At 53.9% G+C, this 19,997-nt stretch carries 20 protein-coding genes; 7 read left to right on the top strand and 13 right to left on the bottom strand.

Annotated features, from left to right (window positions below):
- Positions 1-8: 8 nt before the first annotated feature.
- The 6 genes from EI42_RS05700 to EI42_RS34270 form a co-directional block, all read right to left on the bottom strand.
- Positions 9-203, bottom strand: a complete 195-nt coding sequence (locus EI42_RS05700; RefSeq protein ID WP_111319761.1) for a hypothetical protein — start codon at positions 201-203, stop codon at positions 9-11.
- Between the two features lie 57 nt (positions 204-260).
- Entirely contained in the window at positions 261-800 is a 540-nt protein-coding gene (locus EI42_RS05705) for a class I SAM-dependent methyltransferase (RefSeq protein ID WP_111319763.1), read from the bottom strand.
- Positions 801-1,027: 227 nt separating this feature from the next.
- Positions 1,028-1,813 carry an enoyl-CoA hydratase-related protein gene (locus EI42_RS05710; protein WP_111319765.1) on the bottom strand — a complete coding sequence of 262 codons (786 nt, stop codon included), beginning with the start codon at positions 1,811-1,813 and terminating at the stop codon, positions 1,028-1,030.
- Between the two features lie 21 nt (positions 1,814-1,834).
- Positions 1,835-2,434, bottom strand: coding sequence for a TetR/AcrR family transcriptional regulator (locus EI42_RS05715; protein WP_111319767.1), 600 nt, complete (start codon positions 2,432-2,434; stop codon positions 1,835-1,837).
- Positions 2,435-2,558: 124 nt separating this feature from the next.
- Positions 2,559-3,044, bottom strand: coding sequence for a 3-hydroxyacyl-CoA dehydrogenase family protein (locus EI42_RS05720; RefSeq protein ID WP_211326041.1), 486 nt, complete (start codon positions 3,042-3,044; stop codon positions 2,559-2,561).
- Positions 3,045-3,227: 183 nt separating this feature from the next.
- Positions 3,228-3,359, bottom strand: a complete 132-nt coding sequence (locus EI42_RS34270; RefSeq protein ID WP_282957310.1) for a hypothetical protein — start codon at positions 3,357-3,359, stop codon at positions 3,228-3,230.
- Between the two features lie 1,353 nt (positions 3,360-4,712).
- On the opposite strand from EI42_RS34270, the gene dnaE reads away from it, so the two are divergent.
- A complete protein-coding gene (gene dnaE, locus EI42_RS05735; RefSeq protein ID WP_246046273.1) occupies positions 4,713-8,210 on the top strand; it encodes a DNA polymerase III subunit alpha in 3,498 nt (1,165 codons plus the stop codon).
- 1 nt (position 8,211) lies between these two features.
- Here the strand turns inward: dnaE and EI42_RS05740 are convergent, their stop codons facing one another.
- The 7 genes from EI42_RS05740 to EI42_RS05765 all read right to left on the bottom strand — a co-directional run bounded on the left by EI42_RS05740 (position 8,212) and on the right by EI42_RS05765 (position 13,808).
- Positions 8,212-8,661, bottom strand: coding sequence for a response regulator transcription factor (locus EI42_RS05740; RefSeq protein ID WP_111319777.1), 450 nt, complete (start codon positions 8,659-8,661; stop codon positions 8,212-8,214).
- A gap of 88 nt (positions 8,662-8,749) precedes the next feature.
- Positions 8,750-9,667: a pyridoxamine 5'-phosphate oxidase family protein gene (locus tag EI42_RS05745; protein WP_111319779.1), complete on the bottom strand. Its 918-nt coding sequence runs from the start codon at positions 9,665-9,667 to the stop codon at positions 8,750-8,752.
- Between the two features lie 91 nt (positions 9,668-9,758).
- Complete coding sequence (locus EI42_RS05750; RefSeq protein ID WP_111319781.1) at positions 9,759-10,961, bottom strand: MFS transporter; 1,203 nt, start codon at positions 10,959-10,961, stop codon at positions 9,759-9,761.
- Positions 10,962-11,120: 159 nt separating this feature from the next.
- The gene (locus tag EI42_RS05755) at positions 11,121-11,585 is read right to left on the bottom strand and encodes an Rrf2 family transcriptional regulator (RefSeq protein WP_111319783.1); all 465 of its coding nucleotides are present in this window, start codon (positions 11,583-11,585) and stop codon (positions 11,121-11,123) included.
- A 44-nt stretch (positions 11,586-11,629) separates the two neighbouring features.
- The gene (locus EI42_RS32350) at positions 11,630-11,776 is read right to left on the bottom strand and encodes a hypothetical protein (RefSeq protein WP_170142391.1); all 147 of its coding nucleotides are present in this window, start codon (positions 11,774-11,776) and stop codon (positions 11,630-11,632) included.
- A gap of 13 nt (positions 11,777-11,789) precedes the next feature.
- Positions 11,790-12,737, bottom strand: a complete 948-nt coding sequence (locus EI42_RS05760; protein WP_170142392.1) for an alpha/beta hydrolase fold domain-containing protein — start codon at positions 12,735-12,737, stop codon at positions 11,790-11,792.
- A gap of 102 nt (positions 12,738-12,839) precedes the next feature.
- On the bottom strand, positions 12,840-13,808 hold the full coding sequence (locus EI42_RS05765) for a glycerophosphodiester phosphodiesterase family protein (protein WP_211326042.1): 969 nt from the start codon (positions 13,806-13,808) through the stop codon (positions 12,840-12,842).
- A gap of 234 nt (positions 13,809-14,042) precedes the next feature.
- On the opposite strand from EI42_RS05765, the gene EI42_RS05770 reads away from it, so the two are divergent.
- From EI42_RS05770 to EI42_RS05795, 6 genes are all read left to right on the top strand, one after another.
- Positions 14,043-14,996: an NADP-dependent oxidoreductase gene (locus EI42_RS05770; protein WP_111319789.1), complete on the top strand. Its 954-nt coding sequence runs from the start codon at positions 14,043-14,045 to the stop codon at positions 14,994-14,996.
- Positions 14,997-15,548: 552 nt separating this feature from the next.
- The gene (locus EI42_RS05775) at positions 15,549-16,133 is read left to right on the top strand and encodes a TetR/AcrR family transcriptional regulator (RefSeq protein WP_111319791.1); all 585 of its coding nucleotides are present in this window, start codon (positions 15,549-15,551) and stop codon (positions 16,131-16,133) included.
- Positions 16,134-16,236: 103 nt separating this feature from the next.
- The gene (locus tag EI42_RS05780) at positions 16,237-16,827 is read left to right on the top strand and encodes a TetR/AcrR family transcriptional regulator (protein ID WP_111319793.1); all 591 of its coding nucleotides are present in this window, start codon (positions 16,237-16,239) and stop codon (positions 16,825-16,827) included.
- A gap of 14 nt (positions 16,828-16,841) precedes the next feature.
- Entirely contained in the window at positions 16,842-17,732 is an 891-nt protein-coding gene (locus EI42_RS05785; protein ID WP_111319795.1) for a R2-like ligand-binding oxidase, read from the top strand.
- A gap of 26 nt (positions 17,733-17,758) precedes the next feature.
- On the top strand, positions 17,759-19,237 hold the full coding sequence (locus tag EI42_RS05790) for a carboxylesterase/lipase family protein (RefSeq protein ID WP_211326043.1): 1,479 nt from the start codon (positions 17,759-17,761) through the stop codon (positions 19,235-19,237).
- A gap of 198 nt (positions 19,238-19,435) precedes the next feature.
- Positions 19,436-19,990: a hypothetical protein gene (locus tag EI42_RS05795; protein ID WP_111319797.1), complete on the top strand. Its 555-nt coding sequence runs from the start codon at positions 19,436-19,438 to the stop codon at positions 19,988-19,990.
- The last annotated feature ends 7 nt before the right edge of the window (positions 19,991-19,997 follow it).

A 19,997-nucleotide genomic window follows, 5' to 3' on the forward strand; every position in this document is an offset into this window, starting at 1 on the left:
GAAAAGGGTCATCTCCCCTTGAGCGGTTTGCCCCAGACGATCTCAGCCTGAACCGCAAATTGCAGTTGCCCATCGCGGCTATACGGCTCAACCAGCGCGCATAACTCCGCATCAAAAGCCTCTGCATCCTCCTGCGTCATCCTTTCACGCGAGAACGAGGCACGCCCATGAAAGGACTCAATATAGTCCTCAATCGATTGCATACAGGGAATGGGAGTCGTCCGATAAACGCCTGCCTGCTGAAACAGGCCATATTCTTCTCACAGAGCATAGATGTTGATCTCTCTGTAGCTTTTATTCGTTGAAAATCGGGAAATAAGCTGCCTCAACACATCCTGCCAGGGAGGCGGCAGATGACCGACCGTCAGCGAGGCAAGGAAACCGCGTAGGGTCAGCAGCGACGCAAAGCGTGGCATCACCACAGACCACTCAAACCAATGCAGACAATCACCCACGACAATCAGCGCATAGGGGGGCTGAAGCGCTGCATGTTCAGCATCTCCGATAAGCCAGCGCAAACGCGGATGTTGTCCACCCGGGAGCCCGCGCCCTTCCTCAATCATCGCCTCTGAACGATCGAGCGCGTCAAGGCGGTCCACTCGCTCAACCAGTGAACGCGCCAGAAAGCCGGTTCCACAGCCAACATCCAGCACATGACGGGGCTGATCCACAATCAAACCATCCAGCCAGTCAAACACCTCATCAGGATACGAGGGACGATAGCGGTACGCCTGCACAACGCTTGCTTCCTCAAACGCAGAGGCAACTTCAGGGCCATAGGAATCAGGTCGCTGATCCATAGAAATCTTCCTTTCTGCTTCTAGCTGTATTATGGCTCCAATCCCTCATACGTTATGACCTCTGCTATAACGACTATGAGAAGGTTCCACTTCATCCAAAAGGGGAAATAAAGGGACACTATACTATCTATCGCTCAAGAGCCTGTCCAAAAAAGAAAAAGCGGGATGGAGTCATTTCCATCCCACTCAATTCATCGGGATTCGGTGGAAAAAAGATGGTACACGATCTAGTGGCCGGTCCAGCGCGGCTTACGCTTCTCAGTAAATGCTTTGGGTCCCTCCACAAAATCCTGAGATGCAAACAGGCGCTTCAGGAGGACACGATCATCCTGCATTGCCTCTTCAATCGGCTTGTTGAGGCCAGAGAGCACCCCTTCTTTCGTGAGCTGGATACTGAGCGGCGAGCATTCCAGAATGGTATTCGCCCACTGCTCGGCCTTTGCCATCAGCTCTGGGCCGGGCACGACCTCATTTACCAGACCAAACCGATAGGCTTCCTGAGCAGTAATCTGTCTACCAGTCAAAAGCATGCTCATAGCCTGCTTCAGCGGGATCTGTGCGGCCAGACGATGCATCCCACCGGCTCCGGCAATAAAGCCTACCCGGGGCTCGGGCAACGCGAAGCGGGCATGCTCCGCCGCGATAATAATATCTGAGGCCAACGCGATCTCGAAACCACCTCCTAACGCCACCCCATTGACCGCGGCGATAATCGGCTTATAGCAGGTAAACCCGCTGGTGATGCCTCCAAATGGGGCGTTTTTGCCAACTGGCTGCTCACCTCGGGAGGTCGCGGCTGCGGTTGCCTTGAGATCATTTCCGGCACAAAACGCTTTCTCCCCGGCTCCGGTGATGATGGCAACCCAGGCATTTTCATCCTGCTGAAAATCCTGAAATACAGCGGCAAGTTCTGCATTCGCCTCAGGATGCAGCGCATTCATCACCTCGGGACGATTGATGGTCACATAGGCTATATGCCCTTTTTTCTCATAGATGCTATACTGGTATTCCATCGCTCCCTCTTCTTTCTCTTTTCAGTGGACATCCTCATCCTCATGCAACATATGGCAGATCAAAAGAGACGCGGCATGCACATCTTCTTTACATTCTTCCTCACTGCGCTCGACCAGAGCATCAACCAGGTGGGCAATAATCGACATCAGTACCCAGGCACACGTTTCGCACCGAATATCCTGCCGAATAAGGCCAGCCTTCTGTGATACCTCAAGATCTCTCTTGAGTCGTTCATAGCGGCGCTGGACAAGCTCACGCTCATTTTGATCAAACTCAGGATTGATGAGGCGGAGTTCCTGACGCACCCGCTGTAAGCCACTTCTCTGATGAAGCGTCTTCCAGATCAGTGCCTCCGTTTTCTCGACGGTCAGTTTCTCTTTGGGTAGCGAAAAGATCGTGTTCTCTTGCGTGTCTCGTTCCTGCTCAAACAGGGCAAGCAATACCTGTTGCTTTGAGGCAAAGTAGCTGTAGAAGACGCCAACGCTCACCCCGCTGCGCTGGACAATCGCGTCTACCGTGGTTTCTGTATAGCCATGTTCTCGAAACAATTCCAGAGCAGCTTCAAGGATCTGATGAAATTTTGCCCGACTTCTTGCCTGCCGGGGAACTCTCGGAGCCATAAGCGATTCACTAACTTTCTTCAAAACATAGATGTTCGTTCTCGTTTTCAGTGTAACAGATCACTCTTCTGCTCACAAGTCACACTGGCATCTCTATGCTACCCAGCGAAGTCGGGACGACGCGTTATTCGTTGCTCTTTTCGCCGGTCCCCTTTGATGCTGCAAGCGCAGCCAGTGATCGCACAATCGCGATTTCTTTCTGATCCCGTTCAGTCTCAAGCGCTTCATAGGGCACTGCCCCAAACGAGTTCTCAACCTGATCTGTTACCAGTCTGACAAACTCATCGTCCAGATGCACCATCTCTTCGCTCTGCGACTCCCAGCGCTTTTCGAGACCGGGGCCAAGATGCTTGATAAAGGCAGGCAGCCCGCCAGGGCCTCCCCCCAGATGGAACGAGAGGAATGGACCCCCCGTCGCCCAACGCAGGCCAATCGAGTTCGTCACGATATCGTCCAGCTCATCGAGCGTTACCACACCTTCACTCACCAGATAGACGCACTCCCGAAACAGCGCCGCTTGCAGTCGATTGGCAACGAAGCCGGGAATCTCTTTTCGCAGCACACGCGGCTTCTTGCCAAGCGCCGCATAGAACGCAACCGCTTCATCCACCGCACGCCTGTCAGTCTGTTCACGCGGAGTCCAGACACAAGCTTCTTCCAGAGGACATTTATCACTTCCATGTTACACATATTGCGGGCCGGCTTCGTCTACCTCTCCAGCCTCCAGAGGCCGATAGGGCCCACAAGTCAGCCTACAGAGCTTATCTACCAGAAAAAGGCTGCTCTTTTCCGTTTAGGTAACATATCGGGGATTCGCGATAGTATGGAGAGTTGAAAATGACTTCACCCCTCGTTCATAGATCAGATAACCGGCTCCTCCCAGAACAGAGAGCACAGTCACCCCACCCACGGCATATTTCAGCATGACTCTACGTTGTAGCTTTTTCAATCGCTCTGGCTTGTAAAGCGGTTCCACAGGCATATCTGTAACAAGAGACTCTCCACAAGGTGCGCAGCGGAGCATACTCAGCCCGTTTGCAGCGCCACACACAGAACAGACAAGCATAAGAGATGACATAGACCTGCTCCCTCCCTTGATGCATAACCTTCTCTATCGTGACTTATAGATATACACCACACAAAGCTAAATGCTTACCCAAACAGGCTTTTCTATCGTTACGCTCCCTTCCATATCAGGATAATATAAAAAGGCTCTATCCTGAGTGTAGCGCTTTTAGTAAGGACAGGGACATGTAACAGCAGTTCATTCAGTATGCTTATGGGCCATGCACATAATACATCAAGCACTCCTATTCTCCTGCCAATTTCCTCTTCATGAAAAGAGTTTCTGGTCAGGGCATATATAGCGAAATACATATTTACTTGTACATCGCAAAGAAAAGCGGACAAACAATCGTGAGAGAAAGCACTATTAAGTACTGGATCATATACATGAAGCAGTACGACATAGCTATTTCCCTGTAAGATGAGCACATATGCTCGATGTCACCAGCCGTAACTTGAAGCATGCTCGATTGTCATTTCAAGGTCACAGTCGCGACAAAGAGGTTCTTCATCCACTACAGCCATATGTTCCTGACAGAAGGAACGCTGGCAAGAGCTGCAAATAAAGTGCGCTTCCTGGTCACAGTTCAGATCAGCGCAGGAGGGGTTCTTTTTTTGCCTGAAAGAAAAGGCAACTGGCATTACTACTTCTTTCATTGCTCTTTCCTGTTGCGGTCAGTAAAGTATGGAATACTTTCATTCATCATATTACTATGAATACGACTATTTAGCAATTATTAAAAATCGTTACACGAAGTCTCCTTATTAAAGGTACAGGGCACAGATGAAATCTCCTGTCAGGCATGTTCGCCTTCTCTGGCTCAGGGAGCGCATTCATCCTCTGACTCAAACCGGGGCTTTCTAACACCACTTCGAGTGAGACAGGAAACCACTGACCTTCTTCCTACAAGTGCAGCACCTACCATGCATGCACTTTGTCTTTCCAATCACCCGAAAATATGTATCATCCATCCAGTGACCGGACAAACGCATTTATCTAATTAAAAAGTCATTTTAAGCTCCATATGCATCATATATTCGACATTTCCTTTTTCTCCCTGGGAAGTGGGGAATCTGGGACCATTGGCGGGCACACTTTTCCCGCACAAAGTGGCCTCACTGTTCTTCAGAGCATCCCTGAAACTAGCCCACAGAAAGGAACGCTCCGCGCCCATCTCTGCTATACTGGCTGCAAATGAGGAGGAGGTTGAAGATGCAGTTCGCGCATTTACATGTTCATACTGGCTACTCCCTGCTTGATGGCTTATCTCATATCCCCTCGCTTGTTCGCCAGACGAAAGCGCTTGGCATGCAGCACCTCGCGATCACCGATCACGGCGTGATGTATGGAGCACTTGAATTGTACCTCGAATGCCGTAATGCAGGCATACACCCCGTCATAGGCATGGAAGCCTACCTTGTCGACGATATCCACCATAAGCCGAAGAAAAACAACGCCTACTGGCACCTGCTTCTACTTGCCGCCACACAGCAAGGCTATCGGAACCTGCTTCAGCTCACGACGCTTGGTTTCACAGAAGGTCTCTATTATGGCAAGCCACGCATCGACAAGCAGATGCTCATGCAGCACGCCGACGGGCTAATCGCGACCTCGTCCTGCCTGAGCGGCGAAATTCCAGAACTGATCGCCAGGCGGCAGGATATGGAAGGCGCACGACGAGCTCTTCGCTGGTATCTGGATCTCTTCGGCGACCGCTTCTACCTTGAGTTTCAGCAGCATTACGGCAAAGGCTCTCTGCAAGACCGCTGTAACGAAGGGCTATACGCGCTCTATCGCGAGACGGGCGTCCCTCCGATTCTGACCAACGACCTCCACTATGTGTCCAGAGAGCAGGCAAGCACCCATGACCTGTTTCTCTGCATCCAGATGAATAACCGCTACGACGACCCCGCGCGCTTCCGCTTCGACTCCGAACACTATTTTCTCAAGTCGCCGCAGGAAATGGCGCAACTACTTCCCGAGCTGCCGGAAGCACTGACAAATACTGTTGTACTGGCGGAGCGCTGTCAGGTTGATCCAACGGTCGATAAAACCGGGCTGCCCGCCTTTGACATTCCGCCCGGCTTTGCCTCCGCTGATGACTACCTTTATCACCTCTGTCTGGAAGGAGCCCGATGGCGCTTCGGCGAGATCAGCACCCGCGTGCAGGAACAGCTCGACTATGAGTTCGCGATTATTCGGCAGAAGGGCTTCGCCTCATACTTCTTGATTCAGCAGGATATCACAACCTTTGCCCGCTCGCGCGGGATCACCTGCCTGGCCCGAGGCTCGGCGGCGGGCAGTTTGATCGCGTACTGTCTGGGAATCACCAACGTTGATCCCCTGCGCTACAAGCTGCTGTTCGAGCGCTTTATGAACCCCGAACGCAACGACATGCCTGACATCGACATGGATTACCCCGACGACCGACGTGATGAGGTCATCGCCTACACGATACAGCGCTACGGCTTGCAGCATACCGCCCAGATGATTACATTCAACACGCTTGGGGCCAAACAATCTATCAAGGATACGGCCAGAGCACTTGGTAAGCCGGATCTTGGTGAACGCCTCTCTCGCCTGATTCCAGGAGGGAAAGGATCGCTTCAGGCAGCTCTGGCAGAGGTACCGGAGCTTCAGGCGCTCTATGAGCAGAATACAGAAGCACGCGAGTTGATGACGCTGGCCCAAGAGATCGAGGGCTATCCTCGCTCCACAGGCGTGCATGCCGCCGGGGTCATCCTCTCTGAGCGTCCGCTGCAAGAGATCGTGCCGCTTGCCCGCAAAGATCCAAAAGATCCCTCATCCCCGCTGGTCTGTGGCTATGAGCATAAGTGGCTCGAAGCACATCTCGGCCTGATTAAGTACGACTTCCTCAGTCTTGCGAACCTCTCAATTCTGCGTGAAGCGCTCACCTTCCTCTCCAGGACACGCGGTGAAGAACTGTTGCTCGAACAGATTCCGGTCGATCCCACGCCGAACCCACTGCTCAGCAAGATGCGTGAGAACGCCTTTCAGATGCTCTCTCGGGGAGACGCTATCGCAGTCTTTCAGCTTGAAAGCGCAAAGATGCGCGAGTACCTCAAGCAGCTCAAGCCAACCTGCATCGAGGATATCATGGCAATGGTCGCGCTCTATCGCCCCGGCCCGATGGATAGTATCCCCGACTTTATCGCCTGCAAACATGGTCAGAAGAAAGTTGAGTACCTTGATCCACGCCTGCAAGAATGGCTGGAAGAATCCTACGGGGTTATCGTCTATCAGGATCAGGTGTTGCAGATCGTCAATAATCTGGCAGGCTTTCCCTGGGGCAAGGTCAACATGTTCCGCAAAGCGCTGAGCAAGAAAAAGAAGGAAGAAATCGAGGGCTACAAAGAAGACTTCATTCAGGGCTGCGTACAGAATGGGATGAAGGCCGACGCCGCCGCAAAGCTCTTTGATTTGATCCTGCCATTCGGAGGCTATGGCTTCAACAAGGCACATGCAGCAAGCTATGGAGTGGTTGCCTACTACACAGCGTATCTCAAAGCCAACTACCCGGCCGAATATATGGCCGCTGCACTGACCACGAATGCCGGAAACACGAAGAAGATCAGCCTGTTCATTGCTGAAGCGGACAAGCTGGGAGTCAGAGTCCTGGGGCCCGACGTGAATGCCAGCGAGCGCGGTTTCTCTATCGAGAACGGCGCGATCCGTTTTGGTCTGCTGGCAATCAAGGGAATCGGTGAGAGCCCTATTCAAGCCATTCTCCAGGCGCGAGCAGAGGGAGGCCCCTTTCGTTCGCTTGCCGACTTCTGTACACGCGTCGATGTCGGTAAAGGGGTAATCGAGGCGCTGATCAAAGTGGGCGCAATGGATTCGCTGGCTGCTCGCTATGTGCTCCTTGCCTCCGTTGAACGGGCGATGCACTTCGGCAAACGCGAACGCTCCGCAAAAGAGCGCGGCCTGATCAGCCTGTTCGGTGAGATGGAAACAGCCGACATATCGCTTGAGTTCACCCTATCCGTTGATGTTGCCGAAATTCCTCGCAAGCAACTGCTGGATTGGGAGAAAGAGCTCCTCGGCTGTTACCTTTCACCCCATCCGCTGTCGTTTCTCGCGCATCTGTTTCGCGGGCGTGTGACCCACTCAACAGCGGAGCTGCTCGAAGAGGGTTCTGCGCTCCCTCGCACGTCGGTTGTTCTGGGTGGACTCATCACCTCCGTTCGGCACTTTCAGACGCGCAGAGGCGAGGCGATGTGCGGTTTCCAGCTTGAGGATGCCGAAGGAAGTATCGGGGTTATCGTCTTCCCGCGTGCCCTGAACGAGCTCCAGGAGCAGATTGAGGAGGGACGCATTGTCATGCTTTCTGGCGAGGCCTGCTATCGAGAACAGCGCGACGAGGTTGTGATTCAGTGTGCCACCATCGAGCCTGTACAGGCCGTCGAAACAGAGATGAATCGTCAACGCTCGCTGGTCTGGTTCACGCTCCACTCCTGCCCTGAAAGCGATAGCGTGGCACTTTCCAACACGCTGTCACAGGTACAGGACCTGCACACCTGCCTGCACAACGCCGAGAAGGGCTACGATTGCTACGAGATTCAGGTTATCAGCACGGAATGGAGCGTACGCCTTACGCCTCCCGATAACACCTTTCACTTTACCGACGAGCTGCGGCAGCGGCTTGCCGCCATTGTGGGAGAAGAGAACATTTATGTCCAGCCTCTCTGAATCAGGAAATCAGGTGAAGCTCCCGAGCTCTGACAACTGCCTGCATCCGGTTCGTCACCGCCAGCTTGCCCAGAATATGCTTGACGTGCTGCTTGACCGTATGCGGGCTGATTACCAGATACTCGGCTATCTGTTGATTTGAGGCTCCCGTTGTCAGCAGTGCCAGCACTTCACGCTCCCGCTCGCTCAGCGGCTCAACAAGCGGGAGCACTTCTTTCTCCGCGTGCAGATGTACTGCCGCCTGCAAGCGCTGGATATATCCCGCCGAGGCTGCCGTCCAGGGGCCAATTCGCGTCAGCAAAGAGGCCATCGGCTGTCCCTCATCGAGCCAGATATACCAGGCCTCGGTCTCGGGCAGCAGCGCCCACAGAGCGACGGTTGCTTTTTCCTGAAAGCGATATGCCTGCATCTTTGGCTGCCAGCAGGGATGATAGTTTGCCTGACGAGGCATATCTTTCCTTTCCACCCGAAGAGTGGCTGCAATTAGATGCTCACAGCCGGTTGTATAACACACTTCCGCTCAGAAAACGAACCACACGTCAACGCTCGTCTAACAGCGGATTAAAGGGTGAATAGCTGACATCATAGGCGCGGTATGGAAAGGCATTTCGTTTCTCAATAACCTCTTCAAGAGAGAAGACGACCAACCGTTCAGCTCCGGGAAAAGCCGCGACATGCCGTTCATCCCAGATGATGTGAGCCTTTCCGGTCAACTGGAGCATGTGCCCCCGCTCAAAATCAATCAACAGCAGGCCGGTGGCGGAGTTGATTGTGATGTTACCAAGCGTCTGGAACATCATATTCCCGGCATAATCAGGGAAGATCAGCGTTGAGGCATCGGGCACATGCACAAACCCCGGGTTCCCGCCGCGATGGGATGCATCCGCGCCCCGCTCTGGATGCGCTGTCGCGATAAAGAAGGTATCCGTTGAGGTGATCCAGCGCTCCTGTGCAGCGCTCAGCGATGAAGAGCGATAGACCTCTTGCTTGCTCGCATCATAGACCTGTTCCAGTTCTCGCACCTGAATATGCTTCCGGCAGTTGCCGTATACCTGCTGTGTCTCCATCAGCACATGACGACGCTCCACACCTTGCGCCACTCCATTGATACGTATGCGCCGCCGGGTTGACAGATCAATTGCCAGTAAGCCAATACCGAATACGCTTCCCCGGGCGAAGCGCTCATAAAGCGGGTCCGCCGAATCAGGAAAAGCGGCCATATCAAGAATATGTTCCGAGAGTGGTTGCAGAAATCCCGGAGCGCCAAACAGCACCGAAGCCCACACCTTCCCCCGTGGATCCGTTGCCCCGAGCACCACCATCGGTAGCCCGAGCAGAAACAGTTGCAGCGCCGGCGGCATGGTCGACCAGATACCCTGGCCCATTCGCTGCGCCCTGTCATAGACGCCTGCACGCTGCTGAACCGCGATTTCTCCTTCATGATAGAAAGCGTTCATCTGTTCTGTCCTTTCTGTACAAACCCACCTGTAGCGCTCCTTGGAGCGCTACAAATGAGAAAGGCCAACATGAAGAGCGTTCATACGCATGTCATTGTTCTACTATGTCTGTCTTCCGCTCAATCCTGATGCTGAGCAGCAGCAGCAGCAACGCCATCAGAACGCCTGCCCCACCAATCCAGACAAGCTGTGTGACATCAACTATACGCAGTGACAGCCCACCAACCGCCGAGCCCGTCGCTATGCCCAGATAATACATCGAGTTATTCAATGCGAGCATGATCTGCGCATGCTGTGGAGCCAACCGCAAGAGACGTTCCTGCTGTGGCACAAAGACCACTGAAACCAGAAATCCCCAGATGAGCAGAGCCAGGAGCGCAACCATGAGGTTCCCGGCTGTCGCCAGCGCCAACAATACCTCAACCACGATGAGGACAGACAGGAAGAGCATCAATAGCCGGTTCACCCGGAAACGGTCAACGAGCCTTCCCGCGGCGATTGTGCCAAACATTGCCCCCAATCCGAATAACACCAGCAGCCCACTCACATCCACTCCCGGCAGATTCAGGTGCAACAGCGGGGCGATGTAGGTATAGACGGCGTAGACGCCAATATTACAGAAGAACATCGGCACGAGTGCCAGCACCAGACGAGGCTTCAACATCGGCTCCAGACGCGTGCGCAAGGACACAGAAGGCGCTGCTGCTGCTTTGGGCAATCTTCCCATAATCAGCCCCAGAGAAGCCAGCCCCGAAAGCACAACCACCAGGAAAAACGATTGACGCCAGCCAAAATGTTCGCCGATCCAGGTTCCAAACGGGGAACCAAGCGCTGTGGCAATGGTTATTCCGATCACAACCAGCGCAATCGCCTGACCGCGCTTCCCTTCAGGGGCAAGTGAGCCGGCGGTAGCATAGGCCAGCGGCACATAGGTACAGGCAAAGATACCCGCCAGAATGCGGCTGAACATAAGCATGACAAATGATGGCGCGATCGCCGACAGGACATTTGCCAGACAGAAAAGCAGAAGTGAGCCAACTAATACATAATTGCGCGACCAGCGACTTGTAAGTGCTGCTGTCAGGGGAGCTGCAATTCCATATGTCAGGGAGAAAGCCGTCACGAGCTGGCCTGCAACTCCCTCCGTTATCCCCACATCATGCGCAATGGCAGGGAGCACACCCGCGACGACAAACGCGTCTGTCCCCAGGGCAAACGTGCCTAGCGTCAGCAGGAAAATACGCGGATCAATCGAACGACGCCGCTCTATTGAGAGCGTTTCTACGTGAGACATGAAAAGGAGGTCTCCTTTCAAGGTTTCATTGTAACTATTTTTGTTACAATAGTCGGTAAAAAAAAAGAGCCGACATCCTCACACAACCCCATTGTCACTATTTTTATTACAATGGGTAGCAAAAAAAAGAAGCAGGGTGCGAGTTCGTGCGCCCCTCATTCAGGTCGCGGCGGATTGCGCTGCAATCGGATGTTCGTCTGTATATTTCAGGGTGCGCTGTAAGATATCGGCAATCGTGATCTGTGTCAGTTGTTCCTCGACCGAGTTCTGTACATCTCTGTACACTTCTTCCAGCACCGGTCCGATCCCATGACCAATGCGGCACTTTGGATTCGGCGGCGTATGATGCATGGCAAAGAGAGGAGAGGGCCGCGATGCACGATACACGTCGAGTAGCGTGATCTCCTCCGGCTTGCGGGCAAGCGTCCAGCCAGCATTGTTCCCGCGCTGAACCCGCACCAGGCCATATTTTGCCATCTCGCCTAACAGACCCCGCAAGATCACCGGATTGGTATTCACGCTTTGCGCAATTCGCTCCGAGGTCGCGATATAATGATTATCTGCGTTATTGGCAATCCAGGTCAGTGTATGGATAGCCAGCGTCAAGCGACTATTGGCGCTCATAAGAATGTCCCTCCTCTCCGCAGCATGCGATGTAATAAAGTTTATTACATCGACTGGATAGTAGTAATATACTCGCCATCGTACCAGGTTGTCAAGGGCAGATCCGAAAACGCCGCAAGCGTTCGCTTCAACAAGAACCCGACACGCAGGTCTGATACACCAGCCACACAAGGGGGCTGTACAAACGCCATACAGCCCCTCGTCTTATACTCGTCGATAGGTCTCCGTCTCATCGGGCCAGGTTCCAGCGACCAGCGCAAAGTATTTCTCAACATAGGCGGCTATCTGTTCGAGCGCCAGCCGTCCTTCTGGCACCATATCTGCGAACGCCGTCCAGCCGTGAAACATGTTTCCCCACGGCACGCACTGCGCTCGTCCACCGGCAGCCCGGATTCGATCTCTTAACCGGAACGCATCATCAAGGAGAAACTCATGCTCGCCCACAACCACAATGATCGGGGGTAAACCATGCAGATCTGCATACAGCGGTGAGGCCAGCGGCGTCGCTGCATCTTCCGGGTGGGCATAGAGCTTCGCCGCATATTCCAGCAGTACCCGACTGAGAATCCCGTCTGATTGCCCCTGTGACGGCGGATTCGCCAGCGTCAGATCAACCCAGGGAGAAATACAGGCTGCCACTACCGGCAACGGGAGCCCCTGATCTCGTGCCCGCAGGAGCGTCGCCAGCAGAATACCACCTCCGGCAGCCGCGCCTACCAGCGCGATCTGTTCAGCAGTATAGCCCTGTTGCAGCAGCCACGTGTAGGCGGTAAGCCCATCCTCTACCGGAGCCGGAAACATACATTCAGGGGCAAGCCGATACGCGATCTGAAGAACCTTCGTACGGCACGCGTTCGCCAGCATGCTGATTGCAGTACGATCCGTTTCCAGCGATCCATTGATATAGATCCCGCTATGGAAATAGAGCAAGACACGCACTGCAATGGCATCAGCCGGGATGATCCACTCAGCCGCGAGCGTCCCAAGCTGGAAGGGTTCCACCGTTACCTGATACGTACGGGAATCAAAGGGTATTGTCTCCTCAAAAGCGGTGCGGCAACTTTCAAGGGAGAGCTTTTCAGGAGTGGAGTTATACACGCACTGCAATTTGTTGTGTAGCCGTTCCTCGATGAGATGGGCATCGTCAGTCATTGGCTCACCTCTTCCTTGCAACAGGAAAATACAGGTAAAATAAGAGATACCTGTATTATAATGCAGTGTCATTCTGGAGGTCAAGGAAATGGTACAGGTACTCTACGCGCAGTGCCTGTACCATTCGCTGTTCTCCTTTTTGGAGAGGGGGGCAATTTTGTCGATGCGGTTGGTCCAGATCCACCCGTTATAGTCGGATGGGAGCCGCTTCATATCATCTGGCGTATCGAAGCCGCTAGAGAACTCGCTACCGTCGCCACCAACAATAATCACGCGGGTGTTATTGCTTTCCATACGCTCAAGAAAACGCCCGGGCCAACCCCAGAACCAGTGAGCCAGAGCCTCGGGAATATGCAGCTCGGTGTTCTGGCAGGCCGGCGGGACATAACCGCTCCAACCAAGTACCAGATACGGGATCAGACAGCTTTTCATGGTCTCCTTTGACATCACACGAATGCCAGGAAGCTGTTCATGAAAAGAGGCAACCGGCAGATCGCCACCATAGACGGTCAGCAGGCATTGCTGTGCCGCTGAAAGCCGTGAGAGCACCTGAGCAAGCTGTCTGCCCTCTTCTGGATCATTGCTCTTGACGTGGATCAAGAACGCCTTGTCCGGGAATGTCTGCAACACCTCATCAAGCGAGGGCATCATATGCAGTCCCTTCCCGCGGAGCGGGTAGGTTTTCCCACCATCGGCAGTGTAGCCATAGCCGACATCGAGCTGTTTTAATTCAGCCAGCGTATGTTCACGCGTCACGCCCTTCCCATTGGTGCGACAATCAAGCGTCCAGTCGTGGAACACCACAAACTTGCCATCTCTGGTCGGCTGCACGTCAAACTCGACCATGTCAGCGCCCAGACGAAACGCCTCTTGCATCGAGGGGATCGTGTTCTCGATAAACGAGTGTTCCGGAGGATAAATGCGCTCGGCGGTACAGGTATCATTTTGGAGTCCATGCGTATCAAAGGTCTGGGCAACACCGCGATGAGCCAGTAGAAACGGCCTACCCGTTCGCTGTTTTACAAACAATGGCCCATTATTGATAGAGAGGAATGCGACGAAAAGCAGCATTACAATGCACCCTATAAGCAAAGCTCGCAGGCAACCACTTCTTTTTTTCTCCATAGAGTGAATAGCGATTCCTTTCAAAACAGAAAATAAGCTCAAACATCCATATATCTGCTAGCATACTGAATGGTAGAGGTCGCTGTCTACCTTTATGGAATAATGCTCAATATATGGCTGTTTTTTACTATAACCAATGCAAATAGATACTGATGTAAAGAAGAAAAGGGGAATTGCGGAATGAGAGCAATTCGTTTCACAAGAAAAGATATACCAGGAATTCGATATGAAGAGGCGCCAGAGCCTTCCCTTGCCGGTAAGAAAGAGGTGCTGGTTCGTGTCTATGCGACCTCTGTGATGTGGCAGGAACCGCAATGGGTTGAAACCTGGAAAACCACAGCGGGAACCGAGCGCACCCACCCCATTCCGGGCCATGACCTTTCCGGCGTTGTAGTCGCAGTTGGTGATGAAGTAACTGGCGTCAAGGCAGGCGATGCCGTCTACGCGTTGACCGAGTTCGATCGCGATGGAGCCGCCGCCGAATATACTATCGCACATGAAAGCGAACTGGCTCCCAAGCCGCGCTCACTGACCCATGTGCAGGCCGCCGCGATACCCCTTGTTGGTCTGACAGCCTGGCAGGCTCTCTTCCAGCATGGCAAGCTAGAGGCAGGACAGACGATTCTGATTCATGGTGCGGCGGGAGGCGTGGGAAGCATTGCCGTCCAACTGGCACATTGGGCGGGGGCTCATGTCATTGCGACAGCCAGCGCGAAAAACCATGCCTTCTTGCGTGAACTTGGCGCTGACGAGGTCATCGATTATCGAACTACTCGCTTCGAGGAACAGGTGCAGGCTGTTGATCTGGTCCTTGACACGGTTGGTGGTGCAACAGTAGACCGCTCATGGAGCGTGCTGAAAAAAGGGGGCAGACTTATTTCGGTCTTCGCTCCAATCTCCGAGGAGAAAGCCAACGAACATGGTGTCCACAGCGCCTTTTTCGTCGTCCGTCCAAGCCGGGAAGAGCTGATACAGCTTGGTAAGCGTATTGATGAGGGCCACATTCAACCGATCATTGAGCAGGTCTTCCCGCTTGAGGAAGCGCCGGCCGCGTTTGCACAGGCCTCCCGAGGACATACACGCGGAAAGCTGATCCTTCAAGTGCGTGAAGACGAAAGCTCAATCACTCATTGATATATACCATTTCAGGCACACGATACAGTAAGAACAGAGAACCCCACAAACCACCATTTCTCCACCACCGAAGCCTTTATGTGAGCAAAGAGAAGAGAAAAGGGTATCTGCCCTCTCTCTTCTCTTTCTCGCTTTCAGGCCAGGCACTCACTCAGCCGACGCCGTGCCACGAGAGGCCTGCGAATGCACCCGGCGAGACAGATCAATAAGAAGCTGCTGTGCCCGACAACGTACCTCTGCAAGCAAGGCGAAATCCGCCTATAGGTCGTGAGCCCTCTATTTCCGGTTGGCTACTCTATTTCTTTACGTGTTGCTTCCAGCTTCTGCCGATCACATCCCGCAACAGAACGCTTGCTCCCTGCCGAGCGTGGTTGCCTTACCCGGGTCTGTCACCAACACCGTTTGTTGTTTCAATGGTTCCACCGTCTTCTTTTCCTATGGGAACCTGTCAAACTGGTCTCTTCATTTCGGCTTTGCTATAATAACGATACGCTTTGTATCATTATTGTTTCATACTATACACCACGGATCGTTTCTGTCAAGGGAGGAATCATGGTCCAACAAAAGCAGCAGACTCCGGGCCGTCCACGCAGTGAGGCATCACATCAGGCCATCTTGCAGGCCACTATTGACGTGCTGAAACAGCAGGGATATCGAGCAACCACCATCGAGGCTATCGCGGCGGAAGCGGGAGTCGGGAAAAAGACTATCTACCGCTGGTGGTCCTCAAAGGCCGAGGTTGCCCTTGAAGCGCTCACCACCCACAGCAATACACATGTCCCCTTTCTCGATACTGGCTCGTTACAGAGCGATCTCTTAAGCTACTTTGAACGCTCATTTGAGAGTTTGCGCGGAGAATCGGGGATGCTGCTCCGGGGCATCGTCGCCGAGGCGCTGCTTGACCCTGCATTCGCCGCAACCTTTCAGCGTGTCTTTATCGTGCCACGCAGGGCATCGCTGGTTGAGTTGCTGCAACGTGCTCAGGCCCGGGGAGAGCTCACAGCCGAGACCAATATAGAGGTGCTCGCGGACATGATCTTTGGCGCGAAATGGTATCGCTTCCTGCTCTATCCCGCCCCGCTGGATACAACGTTTGCGCAGGAGATCGTCGCGCTGGTATCGCGTCACAGAGCATAAGGCCGCGCTGAATCTTCATTTTCAATTGTTCAGCTTGACTTCTGATATCGATGAGTGTATCTTTTTTATAACAAACGTTTGATATAAAAAGTGAGTACCAGAAATGCCGAAAGTTGTTGATCACGTCAGCTATCGCAAACAGCTCCTCTCTCGCTGTCTCGACCTGTTTGCCCAATCGGGGTATAGTGCCCTGACGATGCGCCAGATCGCCGAAGCGCTTCAGGTTTCGACGGGCACACTCTATCACTACTTCCCGACGAAAGAGGCCCTGTTTCAGCAGCTTGTCGAAGAGGTCACCGCCCGGACCACGGAGATGATAACGTCCTTCGTTCAGCAAGATATGCCACCGGAACAGCGCCTGACGATGCTGTTTCGCTTTCTTGAGCAGCACGAAAGCTTTCTGAACAAGCAGTTGATGGTCACACTCAACTACTACCAGCATCGCGACCTCTACGGCGAAGATGCGGGCCTTCTCTTACAACAGGGCGGACTACGCTATCAGCAGCTCCTCATGCAACTGCTAGAGATTCAGGACGAACCGTTCCTCTTTCTCCTTCAGAGCCAAATCAACGGGTTGCTCTTTTCACGCATGATACATCATGTGACAGTTCCTCTAGTGGAACAGGCACAGCCCCTGATTGTGATGCTGAGCATGTATCTTCAACAATTCAGGCAGAACAAGAGCGTCGAATAAGGAGGTTCATCACCATGACGACCATTCCCAGGCACACCTACACTACCCTTCAACGCAGCCTGCGCCACGATATCCCGCCCATGCGGCTCTATCACAAGGCAAAGAAGCTCGGCACCTGGGACCCGCGGGCCATTGATCTGACGAAGGACCGTCAGGATTGGCTCAATATGCCTCAGAAGAAGCGTGAGGCCCTGCGCAACTTGCTCGTTGGCTTTCAGGCCGGTGAAGAGGCCGTCACGCTCGACCTGCTCCCGCTGCTCATGACGGTCGCACGTGAGGGACGACTTGAAGAGGAGATGTATCTGACTACCTTTCTCTGGGAAGAAGCCAAGCACACCGAATTCTTCCGTCGCATCTTTGATGAAGTGCTTGAGGAACCAGGGGCGCTTGTCGAACAGAAGGCAAGCAGCGATACTGGAGGACGCAACCTGTTCACCGAAGACCTGACGCACGATATGCACATCTTGCTGACAGATCCCTCACCGGTCAACCAGGTACGCGCCTCCATCATCTACAACATGATTATCGAGGGTGTCTTTGCCGAGACAGGCTACTACAGCTTCTCACGCATGCTCAGCCAGGAAAAGATCATGCCCGGCCTGATGGAGGGCATCCAGCTTATCAAGCGCGATGAGTCCCGCCATATCGCTTATGGGGTCTTCTTTATCTCCCGCCACGTTGCGCAGGACAAATCGCTCTGGCCTGTCGTTGAGGCACGTATGCACGAGCTCTACGATCGCGCTCGCAACAACCGATCGGATCAACCCCCGACTCCCGAGCAAGAGGAGATTCGCAACTTCGCCTATCAGCAGTTCCAGAAACGCCTGAATCGCATCGCCAAAGCACGTGAACAAACGCTGGAAGATGTCTACCAGATTGCGAACATTGAAGAAGAAGCAAACTAGCAGAGAGAATGAAACAGGGATCGATTATGCAAACGACAGTAGAAACCCGTTATGGCAAAATACGCGGAACCGAACTGAGCAAAAGCATCGTCTGGAAAGGCATTCCCTACGCTCAACCCCTTGCAGGACCGCTTCGCTTTCAGCCACCACAGCCACCTGAGCCCTGGACGGGGACCCGTGACGCAACCGAGTTCAGCCCGATTGCTCCCCAGCCAATCCTTCAGGAACAGCGACTCAGTCAGATCTTTACAGGCAAGCAGGGGAAGCCTCCTGTTATCGGCGAGGACTGCCTGACACTCAACATCTGGGCTCCACAGGACCGCAGCCAGAAACATCCGGTCATGGTCTGGATTCATGGTGGCGCGTTTGTCTCCGGCTCAGGCTCGACCCCACTCTATGATGGTGAGAGCCTGGCAACTGAGGGCGATGTGGTGGTTGTCACCATCAACTATCGGCTTGGTGCCCCTGGCTTCCTCTATCTGGAAAATGAGGGACAGCCCCAGTGCAACCGGGGTCTCTTGGATCAGATTGCAGCCCTGCGCTGGGTTCAGGAGAACATCGCAGCATTTGGTGGTGATCCCGACAATGTGACCGTGTTTGGCGAGTCGGCTGGCGCGATGAGCATTGGCACCCTGCTCGCGATGCCCGCGGCAAGGGGGCTCTTCCATCAGGCCATACTCCAGAGCGGCGCGTCCCATGCTGTTTCCACAAAGGAGCAGGCAGAACAGCAGGCAGGAGACTTCTGGAAGGCGCTCGGCAAGGAGCAGCCTGACCTGAACGCTCTGGCGGAACTCCCGTTTGAAGAGATCATCCAGGCACAGGTGCGCTCCGCCGAGGGCAAAACACAAATGAGCTACCAGCCCGTAATTGATGGCGTCACGCTTCCACAGGCACCCATCGATGCCGTTGCCTCGGGCTCCGCACGGGAAGTATCGCTCCTCATCGGCACCAACCGCGATGAATGGAAGCTCTTTGAAGCGATGCAGACGATGAAAGTTCCCTTCAATGAGGAGATCTTTGCAAAAGCCTTTGGCCCGGCGGCTCCAGCGGTGCAAGCAGCCTATACAGCAGATCAACGTGGTGAGACCCCGGCTGAGGTCTGGTCCAGCGTGCAAACGGATCGCATTTTCCGCATACCCGCGATCCGTCTGGCAGAGCGACAGATACAGCACTCCCCGGTCTGGATGTATCGCTTTGACTGGGTATCTCCAGTGCTATACGGTCGCCTGGGAGCCTGTCACGGTCTGGAAATACCTTTTGTCTGGAACACCATTGAGAAGGCCGCCGCCTTGACAGGCAACACATCCGACAGCCATGCTCTGGGGAGGCGCATGCGGGCCGCCTGGATCGCCTTCGCACATACCGGCTCCCCTGAAGCCGAGGACCTGCCTCACTGGCCGCGCTACGATCTCGAACGCCGTGCAACTATGATCTTCAATACCTCATGTGCCGTGATAGACGATCCCGAACCCCACACGCGCGCCCTCTGGGAACGCTTGATGTAGCCACACAACGGAGAGGGAAGGAGAGACACCGCTTTCTCCTGCCTCTCCGGTTTTTCCCGCCCTCCCTCGGCTTTACAATGCCATCATCTTCACGTCTATCTCCTTAGAAAGCAGAATCGATCACTATCAATCGTAAAGAGCGAGGAACAAAGAACCACATAGATGTCTTCCAGGAAGAGAAGAAAGGATCATCTCCATATGCGTGTCATTCGCCTGCTCATTGCGACCGTCCTGCTCTTGGTCGGCATTGTAGCGCTCTATTTCCTGGGCCTCACGCCCTTCGGTCACGCCATCTGGATGGCGCTTTTCTTTCGCGGTTTCGGCTTCTGGCTGATCGCTGCCGGGATCGCGGGCCTGTTTCTGATCCCTGCCGCGATTCTCAAGTTCACGCGCGGGTATTCCCCGGGCTTGCGCTTCTTGCTGACACTGGGGGTTGTTGAGTTGCTCGCCTTCTTTCTCTTTCTCTTTCTCAACAACCAGTTCTATCACAAGTACCTGGCACAGCAATCGTTTGAAACGATCACCAGTCTCCCGAATACCACGCAAATACGCTATCTGCCGAAAGAAGTCAGCAAAACCTTCGGCAGCAACCGCTATCAGGACTCCCAGACAGCCCCGGGCGACTTCCACTCGATTCAGATCGGGGAGAACATCGAGTGGGTCGCGGCACGGGTGCCCAACGGCTTTATCAATAAGCTATCAAACGCAGGGCATCCTGATCGTACAGTCAGATGGCAGCCTGAAAAGCGTTGATGCGCCG

Source organism: Thermosporothrix hazakensis (genome assembly GCF_003253565.1).
Lineage (GTDB): Bacteria > Chloroflexota > Ktedonobacteria > Ktedonobacterales > Ktedonobacteraceae > Thermosporothrix > Thermosporothrix hazakensis.